This window comes from Paenibacillus sp. F411 (assembly GCF_017582705.1).
Taxonomy (GTDB): domain Bacteria; phylum Bacillota; class Bacilli; order Paenibacillales; family Paenibacillaceae; genus Paenibacillus_AQ; species Paenibacillus_AQ algicola.
On the sequence record NZ_JAGFIP010000004.1, the window covers coordinates 89,894 to 107,557 of the forward strand.

General features: G+C 53.6%; 17 protein-coding genes and 1 riboswitch. Of the genes, 14 read left to right on the plus strand and 3 right to left on the minus strand.

Annotation, left to right across the window (positions count from 1 at the left end; translation table 11 throughout):
* Position 1: 1 nt before the first annotated feature.
* The 4 genes from JJQ72_RS05920 (at position 2) to JJQ72_RS05935 (ending at position 3,380) form a co-directional block, all read left to right on the plus strand.
* On the plus strand, positions 2 to 964 hold the full coding sequence (locus tag JJQ72_RS05920) for an RluA family pseudouridine synthase (RefSeq protein WP_208203057.1): 963 nt from the start codon (positions 2 to 4) through the stop codon (positions 962 to 964).
* 94 nt (positions 965 to 1,058) lie between these two features.
* Positions 1,059 to 1,421, plus strand: coding sequence for an arsenate reductase family protein (locus JJQ72_RS05925; RefSeq protein ID WP_138226694.1), 363 nt, complete (start codon positions 1,059 to 1,061; stop codon positions 1,419 to 1,421).
* Between the two features lie 87 nt (positions 1,422 to 1,508).
* Positions 1,509 to 2,399 carry a 5'-3' exonuclease gene (locus JJQ72_RS05930; RefSeq protein ID WP_138226693.1) on the plus strand — a complete coding sequence of 297 codons (891 nt, stop codon included), beginning with the start codon at positions 1,509 to 1,511 and terminating at the stop codon, positions 2,397 to 2,399.
* Between the two features lie 105 nt (positions 2,400 to 2,504).
* A complete protein-coding gene (locus tag JJQ72_RS05935) occupies positions 2,505 to 3,380 on the plus strand; it encodes an ROK family protein (RefSeq protein ID WP_138226692.1) in 876 nt (291 codons plus the stop codon).
* Positions 3,381 to 3,502: 122 nt separating this feature from the next.
* Here JJQ72_RS05935 and JJQ72_RS05940 read toward each other — a convergent pair whose 3' ends face one another.
* Positions 3,503 to 3,805, minus strand: coding sequence for a DUF3055 domain-containing protein (locus JJQ72_RS05940; protein ID WP_138226691.1), 303 nt, complete (start codon positions 3,803 to 3,805; stop codon positions 3,503 to 3,505).
* A gap of 253 nt (positions 3,806 to 4,058) precedes the next feature.
* Here JJQ72_RS05940 and JJQ72_RS05945 point away from each other — a divergent pair, with 253 nt between their 5' ends.
* A complete protein-coding gene (locus tag JJQ72_RS05945; protein ID WP_208203058.1) occupies positions 4,059 to 5,066 on the plus strand; it encodes an HRDC domain-containing protein in 1,008 nt (335 codons plus the stop codon).
* 389 nt (positions 5,067 to 5,455) lie between these two features.
* On the opposite strand, the gene corA is transcribed toward JJQ72_RS05945, so the two are convergent.
* The gene (gene corA / locus JJQ72_RS05950) at positions 5,456 to 6,391 is read right to left on the minus strand and encodes a magnesium/cobalt transporter CorA (protein WP_138226689.1); all 936 of its coding nucleotides are present in this window, start codon (positions 6,389 to 6,391) and stop codon (positions 5,456 to 5,458) included.
* A 433-nt stretch (positions 6,392 to 6,824) separates the two neighbouring features.
* Positions 6,825 to 6,956: riboswitch (SAM riboswitch) on the plus strand.
* A 92-nt stretch (positions 6,957 to 7,048) separates the two neighbouring features.
* On the opposite strand from corA, the gene metA reads away from it, so the two are divergent.
* The 5 genes from metA to JJQ72_RS05975 all read left to right on the plus strand — a co-directional run bounded on the left by metA (position 7,049) and on the right by JJQ72_RS05975 (position 12,793).
* Entirely contained in the window at positions 7,049 to 7,966 is a 918-nt protein-coding gene (gene metA, locus JJQ72_RS05955) for a homoserine O-acetyltransferase MetA (RefSeq protein ID WP_138226688.1), read from the plus strand.
* 44 nt (positions 7,967 to 8,010) lie between these two features.
* Positions 8,011 to 9,195 carry a PLP-dependent transferase gene (locus JJQ72_RS05960; protein ID WP_208203059.1) on the plus strand — a complete coding sequence of 395 codons (1,185 nt, stop codon included), beginning with the start codon at positions 8,011 to 8,013 and terminating at the stop codon, positions 9,193 to 9,195.
* Positions 9,192 to 10,391, plus strand: a complete 1,200-nt coding sequence (locus tag JJQ72_RS05965; protein ID WP_208203060.1) for an aminotransferase class I/II-fold pyridoxal phosphate-dependent enzyme — start codon at positions 9,192 to 9,194, stop codon at positions 10,389 to 10,391. The genes JJQ72_RS05960 and JJQ72_RS05965 overlap by 4 nt, the downstream gene beginning before the upstream one ends.
* A 140-nt stretch (positions 10,392 to 10,531) precedes the next feature.
* A complete protein-coding gene (mqnC, locus tag JJQ72_RS05970) occupies positions 10,532 to 11,665 on the plus strand; it encodes a cyclic dehypoxanthinyl futalosine synthase (protein ID WP_138226685.1) in 1,134 nt (377 codons plus the stop codon).
* A 189-nt stretch (positions 11,666 to 11,854) separates the two neighbouring features.
* Positions 11,855 to 12,793 (plus strand): putative sporulation protein YtxC, encoded by a 939-nt coding sequence (locus JJQ72_RS05975; protein ID WP_138226684.1) that lies wholly within the window; start codon positions 11,855 to 11,857, stop codon positions 12,791 to 12,793.
* A gap of 10 nt (positions 12,794 to 12,803) precedes the next feature.
* Here JJQ72_RS05975 and JJQ72_RS05980 read toward each other — a convergent pair whose 3' ends face one another.
* The gene (locus JJQ72_RS05980) at positions 12,804 to 12,983 is read right to left on the minus strand and encodes a hypothetical protein (RefSeq protein ID WP_138226683.1); all 180 of its coding nucleotides are present in this window, start codon (positions 12,981 to 12,983) and stop codon (positions 12,804 to 12,806) included.
* Positions 12,984 to 13,210: 227 nt separating this feature from the next.
* Here JJQ72_RS05980 and thrS point away from each other — a divergent pair, with 227 nt between their 5' ends.
* From thrS to liaF, 4 genes are all read left to right on the plus strand, one after another.
* Complete coding sequence (gene thrS, locus JJQ72_RS05985; RefSeq protein WP_138226682.1) at positions 13,211 to 15,148, plus strand: threonine--tRNA ligase; 1,938 nt, start codon at positions 13,211 to 13,213, stop codon at positions 15,146 to 15,148.
* Between the two features lie 297 nt (positions 15,149 to 15,445).
* Positions 15,446 to 15,982, plus strand: a complete 537-nt coding sequence (locus tag JJQ72_RS05990; protein ID WP_233281254.1) for a 3D domain-containing protein — start codon at positions 15,446 to 15,448, stop codon at positions 15,980 to 15,982.
* Between the two features lie 137 nt (positions 15,983 to 16,119).
* The gene (locus JJQ72_RS05995; RefSeq protein ID WP_233281033.1) at positions 16,120 to 16,320 is read left to right on the plus strand and encodes a hypothetical protein; all 201 of its coding nucleotides are present in this window, start codon (positions 16,120 to 16,122) and stop codon (positions 16,318 to 16,320) included.
* A gap of 243 nt (positions 16,321 to 16,563) precedes the next feature.
* Positions 16,564 to 17,661 carry a cell wall-active antibiotics response protein LiaF gene (gene liaF / locus JJQ72_RS06000; protein ID WP_208203062.1) on the plus strand — a complete coding sequence of 366 codons (1,098 nt, stop codon included), beginning with the start codon at positions 16,564 to 16,566 and terminating at the stop codon, positions 17,659 to 17,661.
* Positions 17,662 to 17,664 lie beyond the last annotated feature (3 nt).

Genomic DNA, 17,664 nt, shown 5'->3' on the forward strand with positions numbered 1-17,664 from the left:
TATGACGCAGTATTACCCGCCAATCACTTATATGGTTTCAGAGCAGGAGGACGGGATGCTGCTCAAGACCATTTTGCAGAAGCGGATGGGGGTGTCCCGGAAGCTCCTGTCCCGGCTGAAGCTGACGGAGGAAGGAATTCAGCTTAACGGTGTCCGGGTATATATCAGCGCAGCCGTCAAAGCGAGGGACCGGGTCGAAATCCGGATGGAGCAGGAGACCTCGGCGGATATTTTGCCGCAGCCGATGGAGCTGGACATCCTCTATGAGGATGAGGATCTGCTGGTGCTGAACAAGCCTCCGGGAGTTATTGTTCATCCGACTCATGGACATTACACGGGAACGCTGGCGAATGGTGTGGTGGACTATTGGGAGAAGCAGGGCTTGAAGTATCGTTTCCGGGCGGTCCACCGTCTGGATCAAGATACCTCCGGCGTGCTCTGCATTGCAAAGAACCCATACGTTCATCAGCATATTTCAGAGCAAATGATTGCCAATACCGTAGACAAAAGATATATAGCGCTGGTGCATGGGGTTCCCGCCAAGGCTCAAGGCGAGCTGGACGGCCCGATCGATCGTGATCCCGAGGAGCCGCACCGCCGGATAGTCACACCCTCCGGCTATCCCTCGCTGACCCGGTATGAGGTACAGGAGCGCTACGGAGACTGGGCGTCCATGGTGGGACTGAAGCTGGAGACCGGGCGAACCCATCAGATTCGAGTGCACATGAGCAGCCTGGGCCATGCATTGATCGGCGATACCATGTATCCTCAGGAATTATTGCAGCCGGAGCGTAAAGAAGAGTGGGAGCGTCTGGATGCGCTGATCCCGCGGCAGGCTCTTCATGCCGCCAGCCTTTCGCTGTTTCATCCGATCCAGCGAACGGAAATGATCTTCAAGGCGCCGCTGCCCCAGGATATGTCGCTGCTGCGAAGCCGGCTGATACAGCACGGCGATGACAGATAGATCGAGACGCTGTTTCCAATGTGAGATGTGAGATGTGAGAGCATACGGCTGGATTATATTATAAGATTAGATTTCTTTAAAGGAGTGTCGTGCGATGAGTTTATTAACCGTATATCATTATCCCGCCTGCGGGACCTGCAAAAAAGCCGTGAAATGGCTGCAAGGCGAAGGCCATGAGCTGCAGCTTCAGCATATCAAGGATCAACCGCCGTCTGCAGAGGAATTGCAGGCCTTGATTCAGGGAAGCGGGCTGGATATCAAGAAGTTCTTCAACACTAGCGGCGAAGTCTATAAGCAAATGAATTTGAAGGACAAGCTCGCCGGCATGACCGATGATGAAAAAATCCGCCTGCTGTCCTCTAACGGAATGCTGATCAAGCGCCCGATCGTCAGTGACGGAGCGAAGACGACGGTCGGCTTCAAGGAAGAGGTCTTTAACGAGAATTGGAAGGCGTAAGCTGCGTTTTCCCCGCCATTCGAAATGCGGAATATGATATACTGAAACGAGCTGTATGTAAGTCTGAGAGAAAGGGGAGCTTTAGATATGACAACATTACCGCAGCCGTCCCTGATGCTCGTTGACGGTATGGCTCTATTGTTCCGCGCGTATTATGCCACAGCGTCGAGCGGATATATCCGCAGAACGAAATCCGGCCTGCCCACAAATGCGGTGTACGGGTTTTTGAGATATTTATGGGATGCAATTGACCAGTTTAAGCCGACCCATGTTGCCTGCTGCTGGGATATGGCATCGAAGACCTTCAGAAGTGAAGAATTTGCCGCTTACAAAGGCAACCGACCGGAGGCACCACTGGATCTCGTGCCGCAGTTTTCATTGGTGCGTGAGGTGACCGACAGCCTGGGCATTCCGAATCTCGGGATGGAGGGCTATGAGGCGGATGACTGCATTGGTACCTTGTCCTGCCGGTATAAAGACCAGATGCATATTATGATTTTATCGGGAGATCATGATCTGCTGCAGCTGGTTGATGACTCTACCTCGGTTATTATTATGAAGAAGGGCCACGGCAATTATTTGAAATATACACCGCAGGTGCTCCTGGAGGAGAAGGGGCTGACCCCGCGGCAAATTATTGACATGAAGGGGCTTATGGGCGATACCAGCGATAACTACCCCGGAGTGAAGGGCATTGGAGAGAAGACGGCATTAAAGCTGGTTCAGCAGTTCGGATCCATTGAGGGGATCCTTGCGAATATGGATGCTCTGGCGAAAGGCGTGCGGGCCAAGATCGAAGCTGATCTCGACATGCTGCACCTGTCCCGCCGGCTTGCTGAAATTCATTGTGAGGTCCCGCTGGAATGTGAAATCAGGCAGTGTCTGCTTCACATTGACGATCAGGTGGCGCATGCCAAGCTGGAAGAGCTGGAGATGAAGAGCCTTAGCCATCTGATTGGCGCGGCGAGCGTGTCGTAGCAACACGGGGTACTACAAGTTTGAATCAGCGCCTTGAGCTGTGCTTGGCTTGTTTAAGGCGCTATTTTTAATTACATATAAACAGCTTGCGAGAGGATGACAGAGATGAGATTGGGAGCCATTGAAGCAGGAGGAACCAAATTTGTATGCGGCATCGGTACGGAGGACGGGACAGTTCTGGAGAGAACAAGCTTTCCAACGACGACACCGGAAGAGACGATGGCGCAGGTATATGACTTTTTTGCAGATCAAGGGGTTGAAGCGATCGGAGCGGGCTTCTTCGGACCGATTGATCCCGTGATTGGCAGTCCGACGTATGGATCGATCACGACAACCCCCAAGCCGCACTGGAGCAACTTTAATGTTGTGAATGCCTTGAAGGAGCGGTTCGATGTCCCTGTCGGCTTCGACACCGACGTCAATGGAGCCGCATTGGGCGAGTATACGCTGGGTGCAGCACAGGGTCTGGATAGCTGCCTGTATATTACGATTGGCACAGGCGTCGGTGCAGGGGCCGTGGTAGGCGGCAAGCTCGTGCATGGACTATCCCACCCCGAAATGGGACATATCCTGGTGCGCCGTCATCCGGAGGACCGCTATGAAGGCACCTGTCCGTACCACAAGGACTGCCTGGAGGGTCTGGCAGCAGGTCCGTCCCTTGGTAAACGCTGGGGCGTTGCCGGAGCAGAGCTGACGCCGGATCATCCGGCATGGGACATGGAAGCCTATTATCTCGCGCAGGCGTTGATGAACTATGTGCTGATTCTGTCTCCGCAGCGGATCATTATGGGCGGCGGTGTGATGAAGCAGCCGCAGCTGTTCCCGCTGATTCGGACCAAGCTGCAGGAGCTGCTGAACGGCTATGTCCCTCATCCGAGCCTGAATGAAGGCATTGACCAGTATATCGTGCCGCCGCAGCTGGCAGACAATGCAGGGCTGTGCGGAGCGTTGATGCTGGGCAAGCTGGCTGCGAAGGGCTAAGACAGGCTGAAGCTGCAGTGAGGCTCTTCTGAAATCAAACCTATAAAAGACATGGCGATGCGGGAGATCATCCTGCGCTGCCATGTCTTCTATTTATTGTAGCCTATGAATTCTGCCGCAGATCAGTCCGTAAAATGAGGGCTGCCCAGTACGAGGCTTAAAAAGCTGCGCATATCGTCGGCCTCTTCCCGCTCCAGCCGGAAGGTGCGCTCCAGTAAGCCTTCTTCCTCCAGATCATCATCGGCCAGGATCGCCGAGCGTCCGAACTGCAAATCGGTCACGAGCTTCTTGCCGTAAAAACGATCTGTGGAGGTCACTGCGAGATCGAAGCGCTTCAGGGACGGTCCAATAAAGGTAACGAACCGTGTAGAGGTTGATTCCGTGCTGTCGGATAAATAGTCAAGCTGCTCTTTGTCTTGATCCATGAGTAGAAATGCTCCTTTTCTGCGTGCTCTGAATACGAAACATTATAACGCAAAATTAAGATGGGACAAAACAAAGCTTCAAAATAATAGGGATTGACCTTGTTACAAATCCTGGATAATATATAGAGTAACAGTATAACGGACGTAAGTATTAAAGGGAAGCACCTTTCATTCGCTGCGAAAGCGAGATGGAGGGTGCTTTTTTTTTGCGTGTGCGTGTGCTGAAATATTCAGGAATAAGGGAGGAAGAGGTATGGATATCGTGTTTATGAACCAGATGAGCCGCCCGGGGTCGGGTGGACACGAAACAGCGCAGCTATGGATTGGTGAGGAGGAAGGCAGCTGGTACCTGGGCTGGCGCGGATCGGAAGGGGAGGGAGAAGGCGGCGATGAAGCCTGGTATGAGGGAGGGTCCTGGCAGGAGCTGCTCTGTGTGTACCGCCATGGACTCGCGCAGAAGCTTGCACTAGGCTATCGGCCGGTCATTGCCGGTGTCTTCCATGAGCCGGAGGAGAGCGGGAGCAGCAACCGGCACGCACTGCGCCTGCAATGCTACAGCGAGCGCAGCGGCAGTGAAGAGCTGTACAGTGAGCTGTGCGCCTGGCGAAGAAGAAAGGCGGCGGCAGGCAGAAAGGCACCCTACTTCATCGCGAGTAACCGGGTGCTGCGAATGATCAGCGCCTTCATTCCGAAGACGCAGGAGGAGCTGCTGCAGCTGCCGGGCATCGGCAGCACCAAGGCGCAGGAGCACGGGGAGGATTGGCTTGAAATGACATCCCGTGTGGAGAGGGTGCATGGCTTTCCCTTAAACTGGGTTGAGGCTGCTCTGGAGGAGGATGAGTTCATGTCCTGGTTATATACGCAGAAGGAGCAGAAATACAAGCTGGAGCTGGAGAAATATCGGACCAACCGGCAGCTGCTGGAAGGCATTGCGCGGAGCCTGAATATGGAGGCACTGAGCGAGGTCACCGGAATGTCCCGGCGCGCGGTCATTGAGGCTGTGGAAGCGCTGGAGAAGGCAGGATATAATACGGAGCCGTTGATCTCTGCCGAGCTTGCCGTCATGCCGGAAGAGGAGCAGGACCATGTATGGAAGGCGCTGGAGGAGCTTGGGGACACCTTTTTAAAGCCGATTTTGCAGCGTGTTTACGGGGAAGAGGAGAGAGAAGGGCTGTCCCAGGAGCAGCTGTACGAACGGCTGCGGCTCATACGAATCCGGTACCGGCGGGAAGCGGAGTCACATGGCCGGCGGGCCGTGTAGGCAGAGCGCTTCATTTGAAAGAGGCTGTCCCAAAAGTAAATCTTGTTTAACGAGGCAGCTCAATTGAAGGAAATATGAAGCAAAAAATAAAGATTTGTACAAATGAAGCCGCTCCTTATTAGATGGTTGTTAGACACTTCCATTCTGCCAAAGAGCGGTTTCTTTGTGTTACCTGTTTTCTGGGGACAACAGCGATCGGAAGCCCCTCTTCCTGCAGCGACCACGCCTTCGTTGGCGGATACACCATCTTTTGCGTGAACCTTATTTTACAACAAAAAAAGGTATTGCTCCCTTAATTATTTCGGGTGCAGTACCTTCTTCGATTCAGTCAGGACTTTTTCAGTAGCCTCCGCAAGACCCTGGATCTTTTGGGACAGCCTCTCTTGTAACTAAAGCCATTCTTTTTTGCGGAACAAATAATACATTCCGAAGCCCACGGCAACCATGACCGCCAGTACAATGAAATATGAATATTTCCAGTGCAGCTCCGGCATGAAATCAAAATTCATGCCATAGATGCCGGTAATGACAGTCAGCGGCATAAAGATGGTCGTGATTACGGTAAAAATGCTCATCGTTTCGTTAGCGCGGATCGCGATACTGGACTGGTAGGCCTCCCGCAGGTTGCCCATCAAATCGCGGTACGTTTCGAAGATTTCCGAGATCTTGACCGCATTCTCGTACGTGTCGCTGAAATACTTTTGAAGCTGATCGTCAATCAATCGCAGATCCTTCTTATTTAAGGTATGGATCACATCCCTCTGCGGCCCGAGAACACGCTTCAGCCACAGAATTTCACTGCGCAGCCCGACAATCTCGTTGAGATGCGACTTCTTGGTATGCATTAGAATATCCTCTTCCAGCTGCTCGATCCGCACCTCGATCCGGTCGCCCACCGTGAAGTAATTATCGGTGACGAGATCGATCAGAACATACAGGAACCGGTCCGGGGAGTTCACTTCCTCTTCCCACAGCAGAGGCTTGATGGCACGGAGCTCATGAATCTTCTGGCGGGTCACTGTAATAATAAAATGCCGTCCGAGAAAAATATTCAGCGCCCGCAGAAAGATCTCTTCATCATCAAATCGGATGCTGTTCACAACGATAAAATAATGGCTTTCATAAATTTCAATCTTGGGACGCTGCTCCTCTTCCGTCAAACAGTCCTCTACCGCCAAATCATGCAGAGAGAATAAGGGCTGAAGCGCAGCCAGATCCTCCAGATCCGCATCTATCCAGTAGAAGCCCTCGGCTGGCGGAGTGAGGGTCGTTTCAAGGTCATCCACCGAAGTAAAAACGCCGGCGTTTACCAGTCGGATCTTCATCTGATATCCTCCTTTTCACAGAACACGTGGATACGGTCGTTGAATAAGGCACAGGTATCAGCAGCCAGCCTGAATGGGTTCATTATATTTATGTAATCACCATAAAAATAACGTCGCCGCAGGCCGGGAAGCTGATGGGTCTCCTATGCGATTGTATGTCACGGAGTACAAGCCTCTGGCCCGGGTCACCGTCCATTTTTATGTCACCTCTTTCCCTGCAAACGATTAGCACTCGTCTAGTATAACGCCGGGTTAGGGACCTTTCAAGGCTGAATTCCGCGCATTCAAGGCCCTCATCTCACCGTATGAAGGAAAAGAGAAACAGGTTCTTCAAAATGCGCCTTAAACCGTCTTGACGGGAAAAAAAGAATGTTTTAAAGTAATGTCAGAAGTGATTCGTGTCAGTCATTATTAAAATTTCATATCGTTGTCAATCTTATCAAGAGCAGGTGGAGGGACTAGCCCGATGAAACCCGGCAACCGGCAGCAATATCGCACGGTGCTAATTCTTGCAGGATGAAGTGAATGCCGGGACAGGCATTTACGGCACCCTGACAGATGAGAGAGAATCATAATCTACGTTTACGTACATATGACCTTTCTCAGTTATAGAGAAGGGTCATTTTTTTGATGGAATCCAAGAAGGAGGAACACTTTATGCCCATTAAAATTCCGGATACCCTGCCAGCTAAGGAAGTGCTTGCAGGGGAGAATGTTTTCACTATGGATGAGAGTCATGCCTTTCAACAGGATATCCGTCCGCTGCGGATTGCAATCCTGAATCTGATGCCGAACAAGGAAACGACGGAAACCCAGCTGCTGCGCCTGATCGGGAACTCCCCGCTGCAGGTCGATGTCGTACTGCTGCATCCGAGCTCACATACATCCAAGAACACGTCGGCAGAGCATTTGGAGGCGTTCTACAAAACCTTCGAGGAAGTGAAGCACCGCCGGTTCGACGGAATGATTATTACAGGTGCTCCGGTGGAGCAGCTGGATTTTGAGGACGTGAATTATTGGGATGAGCTGAGGGAGATTATGGAGTGGACCAAGGATAATGTGACCTCGACGCTCCATATTTGCTGGGCTTCCCAGGCGGGACTGTACTATCACTATGACGTGCCGAAGTACACACTGCCTGACAAATGCTTCGGGGTGTTCCCGCATACGACCAGTGACCCCACGGTGCCTTTGCTGCGCGGCTTTGACGAGATGTTTCATGCTCCGCATTCCCGCCATACGGAGGTGCGCCGGGAGGATATTGAGCAGCACGGGGATCTTCAAATTCTGTCCGAGTCCGAGGAGGCGGGCATTTATCTTGTGTCTTCCCGCGATGGCCGCCAGATCTTCGTTACCGGTCATTCCGAATATGACGCGGATACGCTGCGGTGGGAATATGAACGAGATGCCGCCAAGGGCCAGGAGGTCGAGCTTCCGAAGCATTATTATCCTTCAGATGATCCTTCGCGCAAGCCGCCGGCAATCTGGCGGGCCCATGCCAACTTATTGTTCTCGAACTGGCTGAATTACTATGTCTATCAAGCGACGCCGTATGACATCGGTCCGCAAAACTAAAATATCATGTCAAGGATAGGTATCTGGAGAGGAGTATACCAAGCGTGGACAAAAACCAGTTGAACATAGAAAGCCGCCTGGCACAGATTGGGTCGGTGGAGGAGCCGGTTACCGGCGCGATCAATTTTCCAATATACCAGGCTACGGCGTTCCGCCATCCAAGGCTTGGCCAGAGCACGGGCTTTGATTACATCCGCACCAAAAATCCGACCCGGCAGGTGCTGGAGGAGGCTTGTGCAGGACTTGAGTCCGGCGATGCCGGCTTCGCCTGCAGCTCCGGTATGGCTGCCCTGCAAACGGTGTTTGCCCTGTTTAGCCAGGGGGACCATCTAATCGTCTCGCTGGACCTTTACGGCGGGACTTATCGGCTACTGGAGGCGATCCTGTCCCGTTTTGGCGTCAGCGCAAGCTACGTGGATACCAACGACCTGGACGCACTGGAAAGCTGCCGGAAGCCGAGCACGAAGGCGGTGTTTATCGAGACACCGACGAATCCGCTTATGATGATTACTGATATTCAAGCCGTCAGCCATTGGGCGCACCGGCACGGCCTGCTGTCCATCGTTGACAATACGCTGCTGACACCGTTCTTTCAGCGCCCGATCGAGCTGGGGGCAGATGTCGTTGTGCACAGTGCGACGAAATATCTGGGCGGACATAATGATGTGCTGGCGGGTCTGATCGTAACGAAAGGTAAAGAGCTGTCGGACAAAATGGCCTTTCTTCACAATTCCATCGGCGCCGTGCTAAGTCCGTCCGATTCGTACCAGCTGATGCGTGGCATGAAGACCCTTGCGCTGCGGATGGAGCGCCATGAGCAGAATGCGCTGGCTGTAGCCAACTTCCTCAGCAGCCATGAGGCTGTGGAGCAGGTGTTCTATCCCGGCCTGCCGGATCACCCTGGCTATGACATTCAATGCAGGCAGTCCAGCGGAAATACAGGCATTCTGTCCTTTAAGGTGAAGGATGCGCGCTATGTAGAGCCAATTCTCCGCCATATTTCTTTGATTGCCTTTGCCGAAAGTTTGGGGGGCGTAGAGTCTCTTATGACGTATCCTGCGGTGCAGACCCATGCCGATATTCCTCTTGAAATCCGTGAGGCGGTCGGTGTTGATGAACGCCTGCTGCGCTTCTCGGTCGGGATTGAGCATGAGCAGGACCTTATTCAGGATCTGGGCCAGGCGCTTGCCAAAGCGGCGGCTGAGGTTGAAGGAGGAACGCGGTCATGAGCGGGGAGCATTGTAACCGGGAAGGGCATCGGAACGCAGCCGGCCCCAACGAGCTGAAATTTGAAACCCGGCTTCTGCATTTCGGGCAGGAAATCGACGAGGCCACTGGAGCGTCAAGTGTTCCGCTGTATCAGGCCTCGACCTTTCACCATCATGATATCCACAGCCCGCCGCTCCATGATTACAGTCGTTCCGGCAATCCAACCCGCCAAGTGCTGGAGGATTACATTGCTCAGCTGGAAAGAGGCGCTTGCGGCTTCGCATACGCATCAGGCATGGCTGCCATTTCAAGCACCTTGATGCTGCTCTCCTCCGGTGATCATGTGATCGTCACAGAGGATGTATATGGAGGCACATACCGGCTGCTGACGAGCATTCTGAGCCGGCTGGGCATTGAGTGTACCTTCGTCGATATGACGAATCTGGATCAGGTTAAGGAGGCCCTAAGAAGCACCACGAAGGCTGTATACATGGAGACTCCGTCCAACCCTACCCTCAAAATTACCGATATCGAAGCGGTCAGCTGCTGGGCGAGGGAAGAGGGGCTGCTTACAATACTGGACAATACCTTTATGACGCCGCTTTACCAGCGGCCGATTGAGTTTGGTGTTGATATTGTGCTTCACAGCGCCACCAAGTTTCTGTCAGGACACAGTGATGTGCTGGCAGGTCTTGCGGTGGCCCGGACAGAGGAGCTGGGACAACGCCTCAAGCAGCTGCAAAACGGACTGGGCACCGTGCTGGGCGTGCAGGATTCCTGGCTTCTGATGCGCGGCATGAAGACCCTGGGCGCCCGGATGGCGCACAGTGAGCAGAGTGCAGCGAAGCTGGCAGCCTGGCTGAGCGGGCGCAGCGATATACAAGCTGTCCATTATCCCGGGCTTTTTCACCATCCCGGCCGGGAGATTCATGAGAAGCAGAGCAGCGGCTATGGCGCGGTCGTCTCCTTTGATGTTGGCTCTGGCCAGCGCGCCAAGGAGGTGCTGAATGCGGTGAAGCTGCCGCTGGTTGCGGTGAGCCTGGGCGCGGTCGAGAGCATCCTTTCGTACCCGGCCATGATGTCTCACGCCGCGATGGGGGAGCAGGTGCGTCATGAACGGGGCATTACAGACGGCTTGCTCCGCTTCTCCGTAGGACTGGAGGATATTGATGATTTGATCTCCGATTTAAGCCAGGCGCTGGAGGCAAGCATCTAAAGCTGTAACATAAACGACATCCCTGAAAGCGAAGGGATGTCGTTTTTGCGGTCCTGATGTGATACGATGGGAAGGAAGACATGTATACACCGTAAATGAGGAAAGGCCTTCTCGTCGAAGGAGTAAAGGAGGATTTACATATGGGCACAATTGACCGTATTTTAGACAAAGCGCTCCGGGGCGAGCGATTGCAGGTGGAGGATACCACACGGCTGTTTGAAAGTGATGAGCTGGAGAAGATCGGCCACGCCGCCGATATTATGACCAAGCGCAAGCATCCGGATCCCGTGACGACCTTCGTCATCGGCCGGAATGTTAATTATACGAACGTATGTGATGTGTACTGCCGTTTCTGTGCATTTTATCGCAGACCGGGCCATGAAGAGGGCTATGTGCTGTCGGACGAAACGATTCTGCAAAAAATCCAGGAAACCGAGGATGTCAATGGCACCGAAATCCTGATGCAAGGCGGAACAAATCCAAACCTGCCGTTCAGCTATTACACAGATCTGCTCCGCAAAATTAAAGGGCGGTTTCCCAATATTACCATGCACTCCTTCTCCCCAGCAGAAATTATGAAAATGGTCGAGGTATCAGGCCTTCCGCTGCACGAGGTTGTACGGGAGCTGCGTGATGCGGGACTGGATTCCCTGCCGGGCGGCGGCGCAGAAATTCTGGATGACCGGATTCGCTCCAAGGTGAGCAGGCTGAAGGGAAGCTGGCGTCAATGGATGGACGTTATGCAGACAGCGCATCAGCTTGGCATGAATACGACGGCGACCATGGTTATCGGATTGGGCGAGACGATGGAGGAGCGGGCTCTGCATCTGCACCGGATACGGGATGCGCAGGACGAGTGCATTCAGAACGGCTGGAATTCCAAGGGCTTCCTGGCCTTTATTCCATTTACGTTCCAGCCTGACAATACGAACCTGAAGCGCGAGCGCGAAACGCCGGAGGCGTACCTCAAGAGCGTAGCCGTCGGCCGGCTGGCGATTGATAATGTGCCGAACCTGCAGTCCTCCTGGGTCACGATGGGGCCAGAAGTCGGCAAGCTGTCGCTCTCCTACGGCTGCAATGATTTCGGCAGCACCATGATGGAGGAGAATGTAGTGTCAGCAGCAGGGGCTGTACACAAGGTCAACATTGAAACGATTCTGACGATGATTCGGGAAGCGGGATATATTCCGGCACAGCGGAACACCCGATATGAGATTTTGCGTACATTTGACGGTAATTCCTCTGTAGAGCGTGACTTTATCATGCAAAACTAAGACCGGACCCCATAATCTGCAGGATGTCGGCTGCTGATTTGGGATCAGGACATGCCCCTTTGGCCCTTACGGCTGAGGGGGCTTTTTGATGCTTGGAAGAGACATAACACACTTTTCCAAAAGCGGGCTCCGTATATCCCCATCAGGCTTCCCATATACTGAACAAGGGAACCCGAAAGGAGCGATTCCATGGAGCTGTTCAGCATTACGGTCAACACGCGCACCGAGCTGGAGAAAGAAAGCTTTTACCGCATTTTTCTAGACAAGCAGAAGGCATTACATAAGCAGTGCAAGCCGTTGAAATTCAAATTCAGTGCCAGTCAGAACCGGGTCATCTGGACCTGCTCCGGTAAATTGCCGCTGACATCCTGGGGCATGAGCGGGGAGCTGCTGCGGGCTGAAATATCGGAGGCCGTCACCGCGTACATTGCCAAGCAGAAGGAGCAGGAGATTGCGGCAAGACTGCTGCAGGAGGAGTTTGAGTTTCAGGATGGCGAGGAGCTGGAGCAGGTGCTCCGTTGCTTTCTGCAGCTGCTGGAAAAGGATGAGGGCACCTCGGCGGAATTCGCCCGGCGGCGCCGGCAAAAGCTGGACCGCACCATACGGCAGTGCCTTGCCGAAAGCGCCGAGCTGAATCTCGATGGGCTGCTGGCGTTCCGGCTTCGCGATTATGAGCAGGAGCTGCGGGAGTTGGCCGAGTATGCGGTGGATGAGTATATGCTGGACCAGCAATATGAAGAATTTATTAGCCTGCTCAAATATTTCGTCTATTTTCAAGAGCCGCTGACTCCGCTGGTTCATGTGATTCATCGGGGCGGAGAAGATCTGCTTCTGCTCGACGGAAGTCTGAAGCCGATTGAGGCCGGCAAGCAGGAGGGTCTCGTCATGGAAAGGCTCGATCAGGAGATGGAAGTCGAGGATATGGTCGTCAGCACGCTGATTTCGGCGGCGCCGGCAAGGCTTATCATTCATACCCGCCAGCCGGGATTACCGGTCATCGGGACACTGCTTCAGATTTTTGATCATCGGGCTGAGGTCTGCTACAGCTGTCAGGAGTGCACTCCGTTTATCGAGGGGCTGAATCACATAGGCTTGACGCTGCACGCCGGACGGGATTATAATAACTGATAATTCACGTTTACGTTAGAAAAGCACCGACAAAGACATGAATCTGTTCAGAAGACAGCACCGCTTCAGAGAGAGGAAACCAGGCTGCAATTTCCTCCGGTGAACCTGCAGATTTACCCCTTTGTAGCTGCGTCGTCGAACCAAGCTCCAAGGCTAGTCCTGATGAGACCAGTAGGCTTCGCCGGATCATGACCGTTACCTCATGCCAATGAAGGATTCTTCCAAGCAACCATGACCTCGATGGCAGGCTGCGCGGCGGGATCGAATTAGGGTGGAACCACGAGTGTAGCACTCGTCCCTTTGCGGGACGGGTGCTTTTTATATTGTCCTGCAAAAAGTGATGGCGTTCAGACGTGAAAATATCCGGCTCCGGTGACGGAGCGAAAATACACCACTTTTATGTTGGAGGAATGTGTCATGGCAATCAGCATCAAGCTGCCGGACGGCTCGGTCCGGGAATATGCAGAAGGCAGCAGTATTGAAGACGTAGCCGCTTCCATCAGCAGCGGTCTGCGCAAGAACGCGGCGGCTGGCAAAATGGACGGCATCGTTGTGGATTTGGCGGCCCCGCTGCAAGAAGGAGCCCTGGTTGAAATTGTAACGCTGGATTCACCGGAAGGCCTGGAGGTCATGCGGCACAGCACGGCTCACCTGCTCGCACAGGCGACCAAGCGCCTGTACGGGGAGAAATCCGTAAAGCTGGGCGTCGGTCCTGTTATTGAAGACGGCTTCTATTACGACATGGATCTGGAGGAGCCGCTGAATCCGGAGGACCTGCAGAAGCTGGAGAAGGAAATGGAAAGAATTGTGTCCGAGAACCTTCCGATTGTCCGTAAGGAGGTCAGCCGGCAGGAAGCACTGTCGATCTTCGGAGATCTGGGTGATCCATACAAGGTGGAGCTGATTGAAGCGCTCCCGGAGGACAGTGTTATTACGATTTACGAGCAGGGTGAATTCTTCGACCTGTGCCGCGGTCCGCATCTGCCCTCGACAGGCAAGATCAAGGTGTTCAAGCTGATGAACGTCGCCGGCGCCTACTGGCGTGGAGACAGCAAGAACAAGATGCTGCAGCGTGTTTACGGTACAGCTTTTGTCAAAAAAGCACAGCTCGATGAGCATCTGCGCCTGCTGGAGGAAGCGAAGAAGCGCGATCACCGCAAGCTGGGCAAGGAGCTGGAGATGTTCACCTTCTCGCAGCTCGTTGGACAGGGACTTCCCATCTGGCTGCCGAACGGTGCGAAGCTGCGCCGTACGCTGGAGCGCTACATTGTAGATCTGGAGGAGAAGCTGGGCTATCAGCACGTGTATACACCGGTCCTCGGAAATGTAGAGCTGTACAAAACCTCAGGCCACTGGGAGCACTACCAGGAGGATATGTTCCCCAAAATGGTCATGGACAACGAGGAGCTCGTGCTCCGTCCGATGAACTGCCCGCATCATATGATGGTGTATAAGAGCAGCATGCACAGCTACCGGGATCTGCCGATCCGGATCGCCGAGCTCGGAATGATGCACCGCTATGAAATGTCCGGCGCATTGACCGGTCTGCACCGCGTACGCGCGATGACCCTGAATGATTCGCACATCTTCTGCCGTCCGGATCAGATCAAGGAAGAGTTCGCGCGGGTAATTGAGCTGATCAAGACCGCTTATAAGGATTTCGGCATTGAAGACTACCGCTTCCGCTTGTCCTACCGCGATCCGGAGGATACAGAGAAGTACTTCCAGAATGACGAGATGTGGGAAACGTCACAGCGTATGCTTCGCGAGGTTGTAGAGAGCCTGGACATGCCGTTCTTCGAGGCAGAAGGCGAAGCGGCGTTCTATGGTCCGAAGCTGGACGTTCAGATCAAGACTGCCCTGGGCAAAGAGGAGACCCTCTCCACGGTACAGCTGGACTTCCTGCTGCCAGAGCGCTTTGAGCTGGAATATGTCGGTGAGGATGGACAGAAGCATCGTCCTGTCGTGATTCACCGCGGTATTCTGAGCACCATGGAGCGCTTCACGGCGTTCCTTCTGGAGAACTTTGCAGGGGCATTGCCGCTGTGGCTGTCTCCGGTTCAGGTGAAGGTCATCCCGGTATCGACCGCATTTGACGGGTATGCCAAGGAGGTCACCGAGCAGCTGCAAAAAGCCGGACTGTCTGTGGAAGCGGACCTTCGGAACGAGAAGCTGGGCTACAAGATCCGTGAAGCCCAGCTGGAAAAAATTCCGTATATGTTCATCGTCGGTGAGAACGAGCAGCAAGCACAGGCTGTATCGGTCCGCAAGCGCGGTGAGGGAGATCTCGGGGCGCAGCCGCTGAGCGAGGTCATCCAAAAGCTTCGTGAAGAATTGACGACCCGCGCGGTCTAACGCCAAGGTACAGGTAAGAGCAAGCCTCTGTTCATAGGTATATTTCAAGGATCGTGTGGGAACCCTCGCTAGTAAGGGGGAGGTATTCACATGAAGCATTGGAATCTATGGCAGAGGCTTTTGTTATGCACGGGTCTGGCGTTAATATGGTGGGGCGGAGTATCACCCGCAGAAGCAGCAGCACGGCTGCTGCCGGTGTCCGCTGATTCCTATAGCGTTACGGATTCCGGGGAAGAGGTTATCCAGGGCAGCTATTTTGTGGAGATTTCACGGTTGTACGCGTTTCATGCCGCAGGCATGGGCGAGCTGGGGCAGTATCTCGTGCATCATGCAAAGGAGCGGCAGCTTCATAGGCCTGTGGAGGAGCAGCGCGATCCTTCCGTTCCCGTCTCGGCGCCGCGGTCGAATCAGGTGCTGAGAACGGTAAAGGTAACGGCGACCGGCTACACGGCCGGTTATGAATCAACCGGCAAGAAGCCGGGACATCCGCAGTACGGGATTACGTATTCCGGCGTGAAGGTGAAGCGGGACCGGGAAGCGTTGTCCACTATTGCAGCAGATCCCAAGGTGTTTCCCATCGGCAGCATTATATATATTCCGGATTACGGCTACGGCATCGTGGCGGATATCGGTTCAGCCATTAAAGGCTCCAAGATCGATTTGTATTTTACTACGACGCAGCAGGTATTTAAGGAATGGGGCAAAAAAGATGTCGAGGTGCAGGTCATCAAACGGGGCTCCGGCCGCTGCACCCAGGAAATGCTGGAGCGCGTGGGCGAAGCCATAGCTACGTACCGCTACCTGCCTTCTTCTTTTTTGGATGAGGCCATTTAAGTCATTTCTGCGAGCTGCTTTCGCACTGCGGAGGTTTCGCAATCCCTGTATATTGAGCATCGGTCCGTCACATACTATGGTTCGGGGAGCAGTCCCCGAAGAGGATGAGGTATTGAGACTACAGGGAGGTGACAATCATGAGCAAGAAAAAAGTGCAAGAAAGCTACCAAACACCGAACGAGAAGTACAACGAGGAGTTTGGCCAGGAAAACGTGAGCCGCAAGGTATCCGAGCAGGGTGCCAAAAAGGTACAGGAGAGCTACAGCACACCGAACGAGAAATACGATGCGGAGTTTGCTGAGTTCAGCCAGACGAACAACCCGAAAACGAACCGCTAACCTGCATTTTATATGATGGTACCCATCAGAAGCTGTCCCTTGCGCAGAGTGTCATCTGCAGGGGACAGCTTTTTTACGATTGGAGTACGATGGCCGGCAACTGCTGAAAAAGGTATCCATTCCCAGCCTATCGGTCTGTAGACCGATTCCAGTTTCATCCCGCCGCAGCTGTTCAATCGAAGGCTGGTTGTCGTACACTGTACATATCACATAAGGAACTAAAGAAAGGCAAGGGATGCAGGGATGAGTAAAAAAACATGGAACCAGCTGTTTGGCGGCTTGCTGCTGATTGGCATCGGCGCGCTGTTTATCTTAAATGAATTGGGAATCCAGAGCTTCAGTCTGGGTGAGCTGTTCTCCACATTCTGGCCGGTCATTCTGATTTATGCAGGATTGCAGGGCATCTTCAGTGCAAAGCAAGACGGGTGCGCCGTATTAGGCTCCTTCATCCCGCTCATTATCGGCGTGTATTTCCTGGGGCATAACTTGAACCTGCTCTGGTTCTCATTCGGAGACCTGCTGCGGATTGCAGTGCCTGTGATCCTGATCGGCAGCGGACTGTACGTTATCTTTAGTCCGAAGCGCAAGCGGGATAAAGCCTTTAAGGAGGCAAGTGATGATGACTATCGCAAGCCTGGGCGTGAGAATGATGCATATGATGCATATGATGCGCATGATGCGCCGCCTCCTCCCGCACCGGGAGAGCTGGAATCGTCGCTGGATGAGGTGTTTGAGCAGCGATTTGGCTCCGGCGACCGGGATCTCAAGGGTCCCCGGGATGCAGACCGTAACAGGCGGGAGGGGGGCAGCAGCTATCGGGATTACAGCGACCGTCATGAGGAGCAGGAATACGAAAGCAGCCGCAGGAGATCCCGCCGCAAGGGTGACAGTCACTACGAATATGGAGATCAGGACGATGACGGAGCGTACAAGGAATACCATAACTGCGGTAACAGCAAGCGCTACACGAATAAATCCAGCTTCATCGGCGATATTCATCTGGGTAAGGATTATTTCGAACTAAAGCCGACCAACATCTCGCAATTTATCGGAGATACGGTCATTGATCTTACCCGGGCGCAGATTCCGTACGGCAAGACCAAGATTAATATCTCAGCCTTCATCGGCGACATTAAAGTGTTCTTGCCGAATGATCTCGATGTGGGCATCCGAGTCTCTACCACCTCGTTCATTGGCGATATGTCGGTGCTGGGACAGAAGCGCAGCGGCTTCTTGAGCAGTGTCGGGCTGGAAAGTCCGGATTACCGCGAGTCTAGCAAGAAGATCGTGATTCATATCAGCGCCTTCATCGGCGATGTCAAAGTGAACAAGGTAGGGTAACCG